The organism is Geobacillus vulcani PSS1 (genome assembly GCF_000733845.1).
Classification (GTDB): domain Bacteria; phylum Bacillota; class Bacilli; order Bacillales; family Anoxybacillaceae; genus Geobacillus; species Geobacillus vulcani.
The window spans coordinates 1-13103 of record NZ_JPOI01000001.1; the positions used below are offsets into that span (position 1 = coordinate 1).

Annotated in this window: 14 protein-coding genes and 4 pseudogenes; 6 read left to right on the plus strand and 12 right to left on the minus strand. The window is 51.0% G+C overall.

The window, feature by feature from the left end:
• Both N685_RS0100005 and pdhA read right to left on the minus strand, forming a co-directional pair.
• Nucleotides 1-374: pseudogene (locus N685_RS0100005) on the minus strand (alpha-ketoacid dehydrogenase subunit beta); the annotation flags it as partial.
• 3 nt (nt 375-377) lie between these two features.
• Nucleotides 378-1366 (minus strand): annotated as a pseudogene (gene pdhA, locus N685_RS18170) (pyruvate dehydrogenase (acetyl-transferring) E1 component subunit alpha).
• A 621-nt stretch (nt 1367-1987) separates the two neighbouring features.
• Between pdhA and N685_RS19905 the strand changes: the two are divergent.
• Nucleotides 1988-2215 (plus strand): hypothetical protein, encoded by a 228-nt coding sequence (locus tag N685_RS19905; protein ID WP_084177448.1) that lies wholly within the window; start codon nt 1988-1990, stop codon nt 2213-2215.
• A 91-nt stretch (nt 2216-2306) separates the two neighbouring features.
• Nucleotides 2307-2549 carry a peptide deformylase gene (locus tag N685_RS19910; protein WP_084177449.1) on the plus strand — a complete coding sequence of 81 codons (243 nt, stop codon included), beginning with the start codon at nt 2307-2309 and terminating at the stop codon, nt 2547-2549.
• A 51-nt stretch (nt 2550-2600) separates the two neighbouring features.
• Here N685_RS19910 and N685_RS18180 read toward each other — a convergent pair.
• A pseudogene (locus N685_RS18180) lies at nt 2601-3378 on the minus strand (Cof-type HAD-IIB family hydrolase).
• Between the two features lie 183 nt (nt 3379-3561).
• Here N685_RS18180 and N685_RS20140 point away from each other — a divergent pair.
• The 3 genes and pseudogenes from N685_RS20140 (at nt 3562) to rnjA (ending at nt 5721) form a co-directional block, all read left to right on the plus strand.
• Nucleotides 3562-3696 carry a hypothetical protein gene (locus N685_RS20140; protein WP_256371090.1) on the plus strand — a complete coding sequence of 45 codons (135 nt, stop codon included), beginning with the start codon at nt 3562-3564 and terminating at the stop codon, nt 3694-3696.
• Between the two features lie 145 nt (nt 3697-3841).
• Nucleotides 3842-4069: a DNA-dependent RNA polymerase subunit epsilon gene (locus tag N685_RS0100030; protein WP_031404720.1), complete on the plus strand. Its 228-nt coding sequence runs from the start codon at nt 3842-3844 to the stop codon at nt 4067-4069.
• Nucleotides 4053-5721 (plus strand): annotated as a pseudogene (rnjA, locus tag N685_RS18185) (ribonuclease J1). The gene N685_RS0100030 and the pseudogene rnjA overlap by 17 nt, the downstream one beginning before the upstream one ends.
• A gap of 70 nt (nt 5722-5791) precedes the next feature.
• Here the strand turns inward: rnjA and N685_RS0100040 are convergent.
• From N685_RS0100040 to N685_RS0100060, 5 genes are all read right to left on the minus strand, one after another.
• A complete protein-coding gene (locus tag N685_RS0100040) occupies nt 5792-6454 on the minus strand; it encodes a potassium channel family protein (protein ID WP_031404722.1) in 663 nt (220 codons plus the stop codon).
• 166 nt (nt 6455-6620) lie between these two features.
• A complete protein-coding gene (locus N685_RS0100045) occupies nt 6621-6863 on the minus strand; it encodes a YkuS family protein (protein WP_031404724.1) in 243 nt (80 codons plus the stop codon).
• A gap of 47 nt (nt 6864-6910) precedes the next feature.
• Complete coding sequence (locus N685_RS0100050) at nt 6911-8047, minus strand: N-acetyldiaminopimelate deacetylase (RefSeq protein WP_031404726.1); 1137 nt, start codon at nt 8045-8047, stop codon at nt 6911-6913.
• Nucleotides 8048-8104: 57 nt separating this feature from the next.
• The gene (gene dapD, locus N685_RS0100055; RefSeq protein ID WP_031404727.1) at nt 8105-8815 is read right to left on the minus strand and encodes a 2,3,4,5-tetrahydropyridine-2,6-dicarboxylate N-acetyltransferase; all 711 of its coding nucleotides are present in this window, start codon (nt 8813-8815) and stop codon (nt 8105-8107) included.
• Between the two features lie 73 nt (nt 8816-8888).
• Nucleotides 8889-9761, minus strand: a complete 873-nt coding sequence (locus tag N685_RS0100060) for a LysR family transcriptional regulator (RefSeq protein ID WP_084177450.1) — start codon at nt 9759-9761, stop codon at nt 8889-8891.
• A 117-nt stretch (nt 9762-9878) separates the two neighbouring features.
• Between N685_RS0100060 and N685_RS0100065 the strand changes: the two genes are divergently transcribed.
• Entirely contained in the window at nt 9879-10622 is a 744-nt protein-coding gene (locus tag N685_RS0100065; RefSeq protein WP_031404731.1) for a sulfite exporter TauE/SafE family protein, read from the plus strand.
• On the opposite strand, the gene cbpB is transcribed toward N685_RS0100065, so the two are convergent.
• The 4 genes from cbpB to N685_RS0100085 form a co-directional block, all read right to left on the minus strand.
• A complete protein-coding gene (gene cbpB / locus N685_RS0100070) occupies nt 10579-11052 on the minus strand; it encodes a cyclic-di-AMP-binding protein CbpB (protein ID WP_031404733.1) in 474 nt (157 codons plus the stop codon). The genes N685_RS0100065 and cbpB overlap by 44 nt on opposite strands.
• A gap of 102 nt (nt 11053-11154) precedes the next feature.
• Nucleotides 11155-11352: an antirepressor AbbA gene (gene abbA / locus N685_RS0100075; RefSeq protein WP_031404734.1), complete on the minus strand. Its 198-nt coding sequence runs from the start codon at nt 11350-11352 to the stop codon at nt 11155-11157.
• A 186-nt stretch (nt 11353-11538) separates the two neighbouring features.
• Nucleotides 11539-11772, minus strand: coding sequence for a hypothetical protein (locus N685_RS0100080; protein ID WP_031404737.1), 234 nt, complete (start codon nt 11770-11772; stop codon nt 11539-11541).
• Nucleotides 11773-11820: 48 nt separating this feature from the next.
• Nucleotides 11821-13038, minus strand: a complete 1218-nt coding sequence (locus N685_RS0100085; protein WP_031404740.1) for an EAL domain-containing protein — start codon at nt 13036-13038, stop codon at nt 11821-11823.
• Nucleotides 13039-13103: the final 65 nt, after the last annotated feature.

The following is a 13103-nucleotide window of genomic DNA, read 5'->3' on the forward strand; positions in this document are numbered from 1 at the left end:
GTATGAACGCCGCCGCCAAATGGCGAACGAATCGTAATCGGCACATGATAGCGGCCGCCAGTGCGGTAGCGGATGCGGGCCATTTGTCCACAAATCGCATCCATCGCCTCATAGACGAACCCGAAAAACTGAATTTCCGGCACCGGGCGGAACCCTTGCAAAGCCAAGCCGATCGCCAAACCGCCGATCCCTGATTCAGCAAGCGGCGTATCAAACACGCGCTCTTCGCCAAACTCAGCTTGCAGCCCTTCGGTCACCCGGAATACGCCGCCGTTGACCCCAACGTCTTCGCCAAACACCAGCACGTTCGGATCGTTTTTCATCTCGATGCGCAGCGCATCGGTGATCGCTTGAACCATTGTCATTTGCGCCATGGCTTACTTCGACTCCTTCTCTTTATAAATTTCATACTGCTCTTTTAAGTTCGCCGGCAGCTCTTCGAACATAATGCTGATTAAGTCGGTCACTTTTTGTTTCGGCGTTTCGTCCGCTTTTTTGATTGCTTCCTTGATGTCCTCTTTCGCCTGCTCGATGACGCGGTTTTCTTCCTCTTCGGCTCCATAGGCCTTTCGCTTCTAAAAACTTCCGGAAACGGACAAGCGGTCTTTTTCGCCCATTCGTTTTCGAGTTCCTTCGAACGATAGCGCGTCGGATCGTCGCCGGACATCGTGTGCGGACCGTAGCGGAAGCAAAGAGTTTCAATGAGCGTCGGCCCTTCGCCGTTAATCGCGCGTTCGCGGGCTGCTTTCACCGCGGCGTAGACCGCAAGCGGATCCATGCCGTCGACTTGAATGCCCGGAATGCCGGCAGCGACCGCTTTTTGCGCCAATGTTTTGGCGACCGTCTGCTTTTCAACCGGCGTCGAAATGCCAAAGCGGTTGTTTTGCACGACAAAGATGGCCGGCGCTTTAAACGCCCCGCGAAGTTGATGCCCTCGTAAAAGTCGCCTTGCGATGTCCCGCCGTCGCCCGTGTATGTAATGGCTACCGCTTTTTTGCCCCGCATTTTCAAGCCGAGCGCCACGCCGGCTGCTTGAATGTATTGAGCCCCGATAATAATTTGCGGCGGCAAGACGTTGACGCCTTCAGAATTTGGTTGCCATGAAAGTGCCGCGCGAGAACAAAAACGCTTGATAAGCGGAAGCCCGTGCCAAATGATTTGTGGCACATCGCGATATCCCGGCAAAATGAAGTCTTCTTTCTCAAGCGCAAACTGCTGGCGATTTGGCTCGCTTCCTGCCCAGCGGTCGCGCGTAAAACCCGAGTCGGCCCTGGCGGTTCAACGAAATGGAACGTTGGTCGAGGACGCGCGTATACACCATGCGGCGCATCAGCTCTTTCAGCTGCTCATCGCTTAACTCCGGCATCGCCGCTTTGTTGACGATTTCGCCTTCTTCATTCAAAATTTGAAACGTCGGGAACTGCTCGGCTACTTTCTCGAGCTGCTCCGCAAATCGAAACTGGGAGTTTTCACACCCATGTTATTCACCTCTGCCTTCATTGAAAATTTTAGAAATCAGGATACATTCGCCCATATACTATTAATGTACCCAAAGTGAAAGAGAAATAAAAAACGGCCGCCATTCGGCGCCAACGCAAGCAACAAAGGCGCCAACATCTGTTTCACTATTTTTCAAAACCAAATTAGTACAATACGCATTTGCAAATTTAGTTTACACGTTCTTGGGTCAACCGTCAACGACTTTGATTTCTCATGTTTTCGCCTTATCTTTGTACAAAATTGGAATTCATAATATTCGTCGGCAAACTGTTATATTACATCCCTCACCATCTGTATGAATCCTGTATTATATTTTCACAAAATATAAAACAAACAGTGACTTGACAAGAAAGTGGAAGCGTTTTCTTTCGTTGATCTGAGTTACTTTCCTTATACCCGAATAATATATTTGTGCAGCTGCGTTTTATTTACGATCGATGCTCATTTTGTTAGACTAAACGATAGACAGCGATGCCAAACGTAGGGAGTGAGCGAAGCGAATGATCACGATGAAAGACATCATCAAAGAGGGGCATCCGACATTGCGGAAATCGCCGAACCCGTTCCCCTTCCCCCTTCGGAAGAGGATAAACGCATTTTGCAAAGCCTTCTTGACTACGTCAAGATGAGCCAAGATCCAGAGCTGGCCGCCAAATACGGCCTTCGGCCCGGCATCGGTCTTGCCGCCCGCAAATCAACGTCTCGAAGCGGATGATCGCCGTCCATGTCACCGATGAAAATGGAACGCTGTACAGCTACGCCTTGTTCAACCCAAAAATCGTCAGCCATTCGGTGCAACATGTTACTTGACGACCGGGGAAGGATGTCTGTCAGTCGACGCGACGTGCCGGGTATGTGCCGCGCTATGCCCGCATCACTGTCACCGGGACGACGATCGACGCGAAGAAGTCACACTGCGCTTGAAAGGGTTGCCGGCCATCGTCTTCCAACATGAAATCGATCACTTAAACGGCATTATGTTCTATGACCGCATCAACCCCGATGACCCGTTTCAAGTGCCGGACGGGGCGATTCCGATCGGGCGCTAAAAGCCCCTGTAAATGGGCGAGCGGCCCAGCCGAAAAGGCCAAGGCCGCTTTTCATCGGATGAGCTGCAGCTGTTTCAATCCGTACCAAATGCCTTCCTTATCGACCGGCTTCGTAACGAAGTCGGCGACCCTTTTCACTTCCTCATGGGCGTTGCCCATCGCCACCCCGGTTCCGACGAACGAGAGCATTTCAATGTCATTCAATCCGTCGCCGAACGCGTACACATCCTTCGCATCGATCCCGAGCTTTTCGATCATTATGCGGATGCCTTCCGCCTTCGAGCCCCCTGCCGGCAACACATCGGTCCGAGACGTCGTGCCAACGGACGAAGCGAAATTCGGGATAGTTGCGCACATACCGTTCTTCTTCCTCAGCGCGGCAAAACAGAAGCGCTTGGTAAATGTCCTTGTTCTCATAATAAAGAGGGTCGATAGGCGGGTGGGCGAATTTTAGGCTCGCCATGCTGACGTGGATGTGCGGATGGTCATCGACGCTGGCCCGCATTTCATCGGCGTTCATAAATACGAGAGGATGTCCGTGGCGATGGGCATCCTCGGTCAGCGCTCTCACTTTCTCACGCGAAAGCGGCTGTTTGTATAGCACATTCCCTTCAAAAACGACGTACTGACCGTTGAAGCTGACGAACGAATCAATGCCAAGCTGTTTGCGCACGTGCTCAAACATAAACGGAGCGCGTCCGGTGGCGATGGCGACATAAACGCCCGACTGCTTCAGGCGGCGAACCGCTTCGATCGTTGACAGCGGCAGTTGCTTTTGCTCATCAAGCAGCGTGCCGTCGATGTCGAAAAAGACGATTTTTCTGCCCACGTTCACTTTCCCCTTGTTGAAAAGTTGTTCATTGTTTACCGTACTGAAAAACGCCCGGAATGTCAACCAAGAGGCACGATCTGTTCCATTTTTACCCATGAAAAACAAGCCTCGGCCTACATATCATATATAATAGAACATTTACTTTCGCCGCAAAATGAGTACAATAAAAGGTAAGGAGTGATGAAACATGTTGAAAAAGCTGAAAAAAAAGCTGCTTCAACAGTGGAAAGACCTGCTCCGGAAAAAATTGATCGCCTGACCGTTACAACAACAGCCCTTCCATTCGAAGGGCTTCTTTCCCACTTTAGCGAATAAAGCGGGCCACATTCGTCAAAGATGATGCATATCGTCGGCACATCTTACGCCTGTTTTTGCTTTTGGCAACAAAACACATGAAAAGAAAGTTACATTCTTATATAATAGATAGAGCAACTATTGTACGATAAGGAGAGATTTCACGATGATTTTCAAAGTGTTTTACCAAGAAAACGCAGACGAGGTGCCTGTGAGAGAAAAAACGAAAACACTCTACATCGAAGCAGAATCAGAGCGGGATGTACGCCGAAAACTCGAAGATCGTCCGATCAATATTGAGTATATTCAGCCGTTAGAGGGAGCGCATCTAGAATACGAAAAGAAAAGCCGAACTTTCAAGTATTGGAGATTTCATCATGAAGCTGTTAGCTGACCAGCAAGTTGGCATTTTTGCCCTCGGCGGACTGGGTGAAATCGGAAAAAATACATACGGCGTACAATTCCAAGACGAAATCATTGTCATTGACGCAGGCATTAAGTTTCCGGAAGATGAGTTGCTCGGGATCGACTATGTCATTCCAGACTACTCCTATTTAGTGAAGCACGCGGACAAAGTGAAAGGACTGTTCATCACCCACGGGCACGAAGACCATATCGGTGGCATTCCGTATTTGCTCCGGCAGCTGAACATCCCGATTTACGGCGGCAAATTGGCGCTTGGACTGATTCGCAACAAACTTGAGGAACATGGCTTGTTGCGCCAAGCAAAGCTCATTGAAATTCGCGAAGACGATGTCATTCGCTTCCAAAAAACGGCCGTTACCTTTTTCCGGACGACACACAGCATTCCGGACAGCTACGGCATTGTCGTCAAAACGCCGGTTGGTCAAATCGTCCATACCGGGGATTTTAAATTCGACTTTTACGCCGGTCGGCGAGCCGGCCAATTTGACAAAAATGGCCGAAATTGGGAAAGAAGGCGTTCTTTGCCTCATGTCGGACAGCACGAACAGCGAGATTCCACATTTTACGATGTCGGAGCGGCGCGTCGGCGAAAGTATTCACGACATTTTCCGCAAGGTGGAAGGGCGCATCATTTTCGCCACATTTGCATCAAACATCCACCGTCTTCAACAGGTGACAGAAGCAGCCGTCGCCAACAACCGAAAAATCGCTGTCTTCGGCCGCAGCATGGAAGCGGCGATTGAAATCGGACAAGACCTCGGCTATATCAAATGCCCGAAAGGCACGTTCGTCGACGCGAACGAAATCAACCGCCTGCCGGCCAACCGGGTGACGATTTTATGCACCGGCAGCCAAGGGGAGCCGATGGCCGCCTTGTCGCGCATTGCCAACGGCACGCACCGGCAAATTCAAATCATCCCGGGCGACACGGTCGTCTTTTCCTCATCGCCGATCCCGGGCAACACGGTGAGCGTCAACCGGACGATCAACATGCTGTACCGAGCCGGCGCAGAGGTGATTCATGGCCCGCTCAACGACATCCATACGTCCGGCCACGGCGGGCAGGAAGAACAAAAATTGATGATCCGGCTGATGAAGCCGAAATATTTCATGCCGATCCACGGCGAATACCGGATGCAAAAAATGCATGCCAAGCTCGCCATTGACTGCGGCGTGCCGGAGGAAAACTGCTTTATCATGGACAACGGCGAAGTGCTTGGCATCAGCGACAAAGAAGCGCGCATCGTCGGCAAGATCCCGTCCGGCTCCGTCTACATCGACGGCAGCGGCGTCGGCGACATCGGCAACATCGTCCTGCGCGACCGCCGCATTTTATCCGAAGAAGGGCTCGTGATTGTCGTCGTCAGCATCAACATGAAAGAGTTCAAAATCGCCGCCGGCCCGGATATCATCTCTCGCGGCTTCGTCTATATGCGCGAGTCAGGTGATTTGATCAGCGAAGCGCAGGTGTTGATCACGAAACATCTCGAAAAAGTGCTGGAACGAAAAACGAACCAATGGGCGGAAATCAAAAACGAAATTACGGAAACGCTCGCTCCGTTCTTGTACGAGCGGACAAAACGGCGGCCAATGATTTTGCCGATCATCATGGAAATCTAAAGAAAAAGGGCGTCCTTGCAAAAGGATGCCCTTTTTCCGTCATCATCATGCACAAGCCTCCTGCCAACTGTCAACCAACGACTTCTTCCTCGAATCGGTCAATGTCGCTGTCAGCGCCGATGACGACCAACACGTCGCCTTTGCGGATGATTTCCGAGGCGAGCGGCGAAACGATGACGCTTGCCCCGCGCTTAATGGCGACGATGTTGATGCCGTAGCGGGCGCGGATGTCAAGCTCCAAAAGCGAATGGCCGTCCAACCGCTCGCTTGCCACGATTTCGACAATGCTGTATTTGTCCGACAGCTCCAGATAATCTAAGACGTTATTGGAAATCAAATTGTGGGCGATCCGCTCGCCCATGTCCCGCTCTGGATGCACGATTTGATCAGCACCGATTTTTTTCAGCACTTTCTCATGGTAATCGTTCGTCGCCTTGACCGTAATATGGTGGACGCCGAGCTCTTTTAAAATCAGCGTCGTCAAAATGCTCGCCTGGATGTTGTCGCCGATCGCGACAATGACATGATCGAAGTTGCGGATGCCTAAGCTTTTCAACACGTTTTCATCGGTCGTGTCGCCGACGACGGCGTGCGAAGCGATCGAGGCAAATTCGTTTACCCGGTCTTCATCAATATCGATAGCCAATACTTCCATCCCTTGTTCGCTCAGCGTCCGGCAGATGCTGCCGCCAAAACGCCCGAGGCCGATGACAGCAAACTGTTTCTTTTTCATTGCCACTCCTCCATCGTTGATCAAGCATGGTCCTTCCCCTTATTTTAGCAAAAAAGAAAAAGGAACGAAAACAGTCTTCGTTCCCTTTCCGCCATTCCTTTACGCTATGCGATTTCACCATTTCGCCAAAAACGGGCTGCCAGCGCACAGCCCGAACGTTCGATCATTAGCGAAGTTTTTCTTCGACTTTTTGGCAAATCTCGTCCGCGGTGAGCCCACTCGCTTCAATGACCGGACCGGACGTTACGATGTTGTGAATGCCGGCGATATTGGCGTCCAGGCCGGTAATGACGCAGCAGTCGCAACCTCTTGCGTCTTGCTCCCCACGGAGCGGTACAACGTCATGCCCTCTTTCTCTCAACGCCTCTTGCACATCAGTCAGCGATGGCTCAACACCAATTTTCGCCATCCCACTCCACCTCCTCACACATATAATGTGCCTTGTCAGAGGTGGAACTATACTTCCGAATTCCCCTTCCAGGAAAAATAGTCGATCAAAAAAGCAATGGCGCGGTCGATCGCTTCCTCGTTCGGAGCCAGTTTTGCATGGTGCAGCCCGTATGGCGAATCAACGCCAAGCCAAAACATAAAACCCGGAATGTCCGCCAACATGTAGCCGAAATCTTCACCGGTCATCGCCTCTTTGCAACCGATGACATTCACGCCGCCGTGCGCCTCAGCAAACTTCATAAATTCCGCTGTCAGCTCCGGATCGTTGTACACTTGATGGTACATAGCCCCGTAATCAATGGTGGCTTCACATTCGTACGCGACTTCAATGCCATGCACCATCGCTTCAATCCGCCGCTTCACCTTCTGCATCACCGCAGCCGACAGCGTCCGAATCGTCCCCTCGAGCCGAGCGCGCTCGGCGATGACGTTTTGCACCGTCCCGCCGATAATTTTTCCGATCGTAATGACCGCGCTGTCAAGCGGGTCGACGTTGCGGGCGACAATCGACTGCAGCTGCGTCACCAATGCACAAGCGGCGACGACCATGTCATTCGCCAAATGCGGAAACGCCGCGTGGCCGCCTTTTCCCTCCAAGTCGATAAACAGCTCCGACGTATTGGCAAACAGCAGCCCTTCTTTCGTTGCGATCGTGCCGACCGGATATTCCGGGGCAATATGCAGGGCGACGATCATATCCGGCTTCCATTCCTGCATGATGTCGCTTTCGACCATCGGCTTTGCCCCGCCCGGCCCTTCCTCAGCCGGCTGGAAAATAAACAGCAAGTCATCTTGCAGCGGATGATGAGCAAAATGGGTGAGCACGCCAAGGGCGATGCTCATATGGACATCGTGGCCGCACGCATGCATGCAGCCTTCATGCTTCGACCGATACGGCAAGCCCGTCTCCTCGCGAATCGGCAGCCCATCCATATCGGCGCGGTAGCCGATCGTTTTGCGCGGTGATGTTCCGTTGACTTTGACAAAAATCCCGGTTTTCCACGTCCGGACTTGAAGCCGCTCTTGCGGCAACGATTGGATATAGCGAAGCAAATAGTGCTGCGTCTTAAACTCTTGAAACCCAAGCTCCGGGATTTGATGCAAGTCGCGGCGAATGGCGACAAATGGGCTGATCGCTTCCATCTTCTCTCCTCCATGGGCAAAAAAGCTGTCCTCGTAAAGGGACAGCCTTTCGTGTGATTATAATTGGCGAAGCTCCTGTTTGATCTCCGTTTTCGCCCGCGTTTGCTCGTCGATTTGCTTAATGACGCGCGCCGGCACGCCGGCGACCACCGTATACGGCGGCACGTCTTCGACGACGACCGCGCCCGCAGCGACGACCGCCCCTTTGCCGACGGTGACGCCTTCTAAAATGACGGCGTTCGCCCCGACAAGCACATCATCTTCAATGACAACCGGCTTGGCCGATGGCGGCTCGATCACGCCGGCCAGCACGGCACCGGCGCCGATATGGCAGTTTTTCCCGACCGTCGCCCGGCCGCCGAGCACGGCGTTCATGTCGATCATCGTTCCTTCGCCGACGACGGCGCCGATGTTGATCACCGCTCCCATCATAATGACGGCGTTGTCGCCGATTTCGACATGATCACGGATGATCGCGCCCGGCTCGATGCGCGCCTTGATGCCTTTCAAATCCAAGAGCGGAATGGCCGAGTTGCGGCGGTCGTTCTCGACAACATAGTCCTCGATTTTGTCTTGATTCGCCTCGATGGCGGCTTGAATGTCTTGCCACTCGCCAAACACGATGCCGACGTTGCCGGTCATAAACGTTTTCGCGCTTGGGCCGAAATCGATGCCATCAAGATCCCCTTTTATGTATACTTTCACAGGCGTTGATTTTTTGCTGTTTTGAATAAACGAAATGATTTCATTGGCGTCCATCATCTTCATGGGCGACATCCTCCTTTGCATCTGTATTCTTTTTTACTTTAGCAAAACAGAGATCATCGTGACAAGCATAAATTCATGGGACAAAATGTTGCAGCACCTTCTCGAAGGCTTGTACTTGCGGAAGCTGCCATGCCGCTTCCGAGCTGATCAGCCATGTATCTCTCGTCATTGGCTCACCATGCTTATTTTTTAACGGTATCATATGAACAAGATGTTGTTCCCGGTCATCTAAAGCGATTTCCGGTAAAATCGCATAACCAACGCCATGATAAGCAAGCTGTTTGCATGTTTCAATTTGGTCGACCATCACCGTGCGCGCGGGCAAGGCTTGAAATTGCTCATGCCACCATTGTTGAATATGCAGCGAATAGGTGGAATCGCTTTTAAATTGAATAAACGGGCGTTCGGTATGGCGCAACTGCTCCAAAGAGTGAATTTCCTGGTCTACTAAATAGAGCTGATCGGTAAATAGCCGCGTCGCGATCCCGCTCCAGTTGGGCTCTCCGCGAACAATCCCAAGCTGAAACCGATTTTCATACATGTGGCTTAGGACTTCACTTGTCCATCCTGTCGTCAACGAAACGTTGACATCCGGATATAACTTGATGAATGTTTTTAAAACGGGGGGCAGCCAATGCTGGGCAACAATGGAAGTGACCGCTATCGTTAACGTCCCGCTGATTTGTCCGACCCGTTGTTTGATCTCTTCTTTTACTCGATTCGTTTTCTGCACGATCTCTTTCGCCAGTTGGACAATTTTTTCCCCCTCTGGCGTTAACAGCAACCCTCGCGGAGACCGGATAAATATTTTCGCATTCCAGCTCGCTTCGATCGCCTGCAGCCGTTGAGACAACGCCGACTGCGTCACATACAGCCGAGCTGCCGCTTTTCTCATATTTAATTCTTCCGCCAAAACGGCGAGGACTTCATACTCTGAAGTATTCAAAACGACCATCCTTTTGATAAGCTTTTCTTATCATTTTCGTCCATTTTTTTAATATTTCCTTATTATTATAACATAAATAAAATAGTTGTAGAACGCTTGTCGAAAGGAGATCTCTACATGGACTGGATGCTGTTTGTCCTCGTTGGGTTTGCTGCCTCATTCGTTGGTACATTAGCTGGCGGCGGCGGTTTCATTGGCATGCCCGTTCTGCTTATGCTCGGTGTTCCCATCCATCAAGCCATTTCCTCCGCCAAGTTTTCCAATACCATCAGCTCGTTTTCCAGCTTCTTCGTCTTGTTTCGCCGGCAAACCATTCACGGGAAACAACTGCTTCCGATCATCCCGATCAGCCTCGGCGGGGGAGCCGCAGGTGGGGCCATCGCCTCGCTGTTGTCTGAACGAACGATGACCATTATCGCGATCATGTTGCTGTTGTTTGCCCTAGGCTTGCAATTTTTCAAAAAAAAGCCCAAATCATCGGCAACGGCCCCTGCTCTCCCAAAAACCTTCTATCCGGTTTTGTATGGCATTAGCGTCTATGATGGCATGTTTGGCCCCGGCCAAGCCACCATGCTCATGTATGCCTACTTGCGCGCCGGCATGGATTATTTATCGGCCATGGCGCTGACAAGATTCCAAACATTCATTAGCTGTTTTGGCGCACTGGCGTCTTATCTATACAGCGGCCATGTGAACTGGCACATCGCTCCGTTCTTGGCGATGGGATCATTGATCGGCGCCCAAGCATCGGTCCGGGTCGCACAAAAACTGAAACAACATCAGCTGCGCTTGATATTGCACACGATTACTTTTCTGCTCATTGTTCAGCTTCTTTTCGGCCTGGCTTCCGGCCGCCATTAGACCTCTGCAGCCGTTTATTCAGTTGTTTCAGTATTTCCCGGCGAGTGAAAATGCCTGCAAAATAACCATCGTCATTTTCCACACAGACAAACGGATGGTTGACAATCAGCCCGATGGCCTTCGTCAGGCTGTCGTTAAGCCGCAGGCGCGGAATGTTTCGGTTCATCACTTCTTCCACCTTCATCGTCTCGAGCCGTTCAAATTCGATGCGCTCCAATCCTAAAATCGCATCCATCATCATCGTCATGCTGATCAGCCCGTGAAGCTTATAAGATGTGTCCAATACCGGAATCGCCGAATAGCCGGTTTTCGTCAAGACGAGCAGCGCATGGTCCAAATAATTTCCCGGCTGCACATGCGCCACTTTATCCGCCGGAATCAGAAAGGACTTCACAGTCATTTGCATGAAATCATTGTGTTCCCATGTCATGCCGATGTCCCGCCTTTCTTCTGCATCTTCTCCTCTCCACACTGTTATCATACCATAAAAAAGACTATCGCTTCCTGCGATAGCGATAGCGCACAATGACTTTTATCCTTCCTCTGTCAACAGGCGGTCGTATAAACGCAACAGCTGCCGGTGCCGGTGTTCATCGACCGCCTTGTCTCCGTTTTCGATATCCGCCAGCTCGGAGCGGATGAGTTCAAGTGCATATTGCTGGCTGAACAAAACGTCAAGCAATAACGCCGCCTCCTCGTCTGACAGCCTCGGCAGCAACCGCTTGGCCATCCTCATTCCCCCTTTGCCTCTTCCGCTTCCATATATATTCGCTGGCAAAGGAAAAAAGTCGTGGAAAAAACCGTCATTTCGAGACGATCAAAAAACGGTTTTCTTTCCTTAAAGCAGACAGATGCGTAATATTTTGTGCATGGCAGCCATCAAAAAAGGTGCCCCCTCTGTTGGGACACCTTCTGCTCAATAATATCGAAGCGCCAAATAACCGATGGCAAACACAGCGAGCAAGACGGCGAGCACATACGCAAGCAATATTGGGTTGCGCAAATAGGCATGCTCCTCAACCGCTTTCGGGATCGGTCCGTCAAGCTCTCCTTGCCATCGCTGCTGGCGGCCGAGGCGGACCGTATAAACGAATCCGATGACCGCAATCAATACAGAGAGGATCGATAATACGAAAATCAGCTGTGCCATATGTTTCACCTCATGCTTACTTTTCCGCAATGAGGCGATTTTATGCAGTCAATAATGGGCGTCATGCTCGAACAAGTAGCTGTACGACAAGTCGATAAACAAATAATGGCGCTCATCGATCGGATACGAATACGTCCGGATCGTTTCCCCTGTTTCAATATCCGTGTATAAATCGGACAAAATCCCTCTTCGACGCGAGCGCATCCGAATAATGTTTTCCAAAAAATACGGGCGCCAGCTCCAGTTTTTCATATAATATTGCGGCTGAAGCTCCCATCGGGCGCCGCGCTTGAACATATTGCCCGATTGCTGGAAGCCGTCCTCATCACAAACATAAATGCGGAAGCAAACATCGTCGAGCTCGCCGGCCAACAGGGAAATGAGCTCGTTAAAATCGGCGGCTTTTTTGTATTTGCCAAGCAACGCGCTGATCCGCTGCTGAAACTGCTCAGCAATTTGATACAGCGTTTCAAGCTTTTTCTTCTCCTGCTGGATGAAGCGATGGCACTCTTGGCGGAGCAAGTCTTTCAGCAAATCGCGCGGCACGACCTCAGGAGCCGGCTTGGCCAAATAATACCCTTGATAATAGCGGCCGCCATGCCGCCAAGCATACTGAAGTTGAAACGACGTTTCGATGTCCTCATACAACAACGTCGCGCCAATTTTACGCGCCAACAACGAAATCGAGTGAACGATTTCTTGGTATGCTTGGTGGACAGATGTTTTCCGCAATTCGCGCAAATCGATTTTTAAAATGTCAGGCGACAAGACGCCAATCCGCTCAAGATGAATGCTATGTTCAGCGATGTTGTCGACCGCCACCTTAACGCCGTATGTACGAAGATACGTCAATAAATGGCTGAGCTGATCGACGTCTCCTTTGAAATGCTGCTCATTGATTTCCAAAATAATGCGGCTAAGCGCCAACCCTTTCGCTTCATAGGTGAGAAGCAGCTGCAAAAACGATTCGCCGCGGTCAAGCATCAGCAAGTTGGCGTCGCGGTTTAAAAAAATGAGCAGCGTTTGATCATCAAGCGACAGAAAATAGTCGAGCGCCTTTTTTGTGATCACATCATCCACTTCGATGCGAAATTCTTCTGGAATGGTTTCATCGTGAAAAAACGGCCCAAGACTGACCGGCCCTGTTTCCGTTTGAAACCGACCGAGTACTTCATAGCCAATAACTCCATGCTCGTCAGCGCTGAAGATCGGCTGATAGTGGGGGATCACCTGCGGCAAGTTGGCCATAACGTCTAATGCATCCATCGCGCTCACCTCATTTTGTCAACCCTCTCTGCCTCTATTATAGCATAACTGTCCCAATCCCCCGC

Coding starts and splice junctions, on each gene's coding strand:
- N685_RS20140 (WP_256371090.1), top strand. CDS start 3,562: ATGAAACATGTTGAAAAAGCTGAAAAAAAAGCTGCTTCAACAGTGGAA.
- N685_RS0100030 (WP_031404720.1), top strand. CDS start 3,842: ATGATTTTCAAAGTGTTTTACCAAGAAAACGCAGACGAGGTGCCTGTG.
- N685_RS0100040 (WP_031404722.1), bottom strand. CDS start 6,454: ATGAAAAAGAAACAGTTTGCTGTCATCGGCCTCGGGCGTTTTGGCGGC.
- N685_RS0100045 (WP_031404724.1), bottom strand. CDS start 6,863: ATGGCGAAAATTGGTGTTGAGCCATCGCTGACTGATGTGCAAGAGGCG.
- N685_RS0100050 (WP_031404726.1), bottom strand. CDS start 8,047: ATGGAAGCGATCAGCCCATTTGTCGCCATTCGCCGCGACTTGCATCAA.
- dapD (WP_031404727.1), bottom strand. CDS start 8,815: ATGAAGATGATGGACGCCAATGAAATCATTTCGTTTATTCAAAACAGC.
- N685_RS0100065 (WP_031404731.1), top strand. CDS start 9,879: ATGGACTGGATGCTGTTTGTCCTCGTTGGGTTTGCTGCCTCATTCGTT.
- cbpB (WP_031404733.1), bottom strand. CDS start 11,052: ATGACATGGGAACACAATGATTTCATGCAAATGACTGTGAAGTCCTTT.
- abbA (WP_031404734.1), bottom strand. CDS start 11,352: ATGGCCAAGCGGTTGCTGCCGAGGCTGTCAGACGAGGAGGCGGCGTTA.
- N685_RS0100080 (WP_031404737.1), bottom strand. CDS start 11,772: ATGGCACAGCTGATTTTCGTATTATCGATCCTCTCTGTATTGATTGCG.
- N685_RS0100085 (WP_031404740.1), bottom strand. CDS start 13,038: ATGGATGCATTAGACGTTATGGCCAACTTGCCGCAGGTGATCCCCCAC.